The organism is Hydrogenophaga sp., assembly GCF_051007235.1.
Classification (GTDB): domain Bacteria; phylum Pseudomonadota; class Gammaproteobacteria; order Burkholderiales; family Burkholderiaceae_C; genus Hydrogenophaga.
Map to the genome: position 1 here is coordinate 1 of NZ_JBPCSJ010000213.1, position 2,098 is coordinate 2,098.

Here is a 2,098-nt window from a genome sequence, read left to right on the forward strand (position 1 = left end):
GTTGCCCGCCGTGACCGAACCGCGCGCGGCGAACACGGTGCGCAGCTTGGCCAGGCCTTCGAGCGTGGTGTCGGGGCGTGCGCCCTCGTCCAGGCTGATGATGCGGCTGCTGGTCGAGACCTCGGCGGTCTCCAGGTTCACGCTGCGGTCGGTCACTTCCACCGGCGTGATCTCGTCGCTGAACTCGCCGTTCTTCATCGCGATCACGGCGCGCTGGTGCGACTGCACGGCGAAGGCATCCTGCGCATCGCGCGACACCTTCCACTGCTGCGCCACCTTCTCAGCCGTCAGGCCCATGCCGTAGGCGATGCCGTAGCTCTCGATGTCGTCGGTGTTACGGAAGATGGTGGGCGAAAGGCTGGGGCTGTTGCCCATCATGGGCACCATGCTCATGCTCTCGACCCCGGCGGCGATCATCACGTCGGCCTCACCGACACGGATGCGGTCGGCCGCCATCGCCACGGCCGACAGACCCGAAGCGCAGAAGCGGTTGACGGTGATGCCGCCGACCGAGTTCGGCAGGCCGGCCAAGATGGCGCCGATGCGCGCCACGTTCAGGCCCTGCTGGGCCTCGGGGATCGCACAACCGGCGATCACGTCTTCCACCGACTTCGGGTCCAAGTTGGGCACCTGGGCCATGGCGGCACGCAGCGCGTGGGCCAGCAGGTCGTCCGGCCGCAGGTGCTTGAACGAACCCTTGTGCGAACGGCCGATGGGCGTGCGGGTGGCGGCGACGATGTAGGCGTCTTGAACTTGTTTCATGTGCTTGACCTCAGTTCCGCACCGGTTTGCCGGTGTTGAGCATCCCGAGGATGCGTTCCTGCGTTTTGGGGTGAACGATCAGCGAGCAGAAGGCCTGGCGCTCCAGCGTCATCAGGTACTCCTCGCTCACCAGCGTGCCGGCTTCAACGTCGCCGCCGGTGACGACGTTCGCAATCAGCGACGCGATGTGGAAGTCGTGCTGGCTGATGAAACCGCCGTCGCGCATGTTGACCAGGCTGCCGAGGATGGTGGCCTTGCCGTCGCGACCGGCGACCGGGAACAGGCGCTTGTGCGGCGCGCGGTAGCCGCCCGCGAACATCGCCTTCGCCTCGTTGATGGCGACGAACAGCAGCTCGTCCTTGTGCGGCACGATCAGGTCGGAATGCAGCACGTAGCCGAGCTGGCGCGACTCGATGGCGCTGGTGCCGACCTTGGCCATGGCCGCGGCGGTGAAGCCTTCGGTCAGGAAGGGCAGCAGGTCCTTGCCCGTCGAGGTCTCGGCGTTTTCGGCCGCGCGGCGCGCGATGTAGGTCAGGCCGCCGGCGCCGGGCACCAGGCCCACGCCCACTTCCACCAGACCGACGTAGCTTTCCATGTGCAGCACGCGGCGCGCGCTGTGCACCGCCAGCTCGCAACCTCCGCCCAGCGCCAGGCCGCGCACGGCGGAGACCACCGGCACGTTGGCGTAGCGCAGGCGCAGCATCATCTGCTGCATGAAGCCTTCGGCGTCTTCGATGGCGGCCACGCCCACGGCCATGAAGGCCGGCAGCATGGCCTGCAGGTCGGCGCCCGCGCTGAAGGGCTCGTCGCCCGACCAGACCACCAGGCCCTGGTACTCGGCCTCGGCCAGGTCGATGGCGGCCATCAGGCCTTCGCAGACCTCGGGGCTGATGGCGTGCATCTTGGTCTTGATGCTGGCGATCAGCACCTCGCCATCCAGCGTCCAGACACGGATCGAATCGCTTTCTTCGATGGTGTTGCCAGCGGTCTCAAATTTCGGCCCGGCTTCGCCCAGCAGCAGCTCAGGGAAGTGCTGGCGCTGGTACACCGTCAGGCTGCGCCGCGGCTCGAACACGCCCTTGGTGGGGTTCCACGAACCCTGCGCGGTGTGCACGCCACCGGCCTCGGCCACGGGGCCCTTGAACACCCAGTCGGGCAACGGCGCCTTGCTCAGCGCTTTGCCCGCGTCGATGTCTTCCTGGACCATCTTCGCCACTTCCAGCCAGCCCGCTTCCTGCCACAGCTCGAACGGGCCCTGCTTCATGCCGAAGCCCCAGCGCATGGCCTGGTCCACGTCGCGCGCGGTCTCGGCAATGGCAGCCAGGTGCACGGCGGC

2 protein-coding genes are annotated in these 2,098 nt (G+C 67.7%); both read right to left on the reverse strand.

Features of this window, described 5'->3' with window-relative positions:
* On the reverse strand, window positions 1-762 hold a 762-nt coding region (locus ACR2JA_RS07755; protein WP_434008521.1), incomplete at its 3' end, for an acetyl-CoA C-acyltransferase.
* Window positions 763-772: 10 nt separating this feature from the next.
* Window positions 773-2,098, reverse strand: a 1,326-nt coding sequence (locus ACR2JA_RS07760; RefSeq protein ID WP_434008522.1) for an enoyl-CoA hydratase-related protein, incomplete at its 5' end; no start/stop codon positions are given.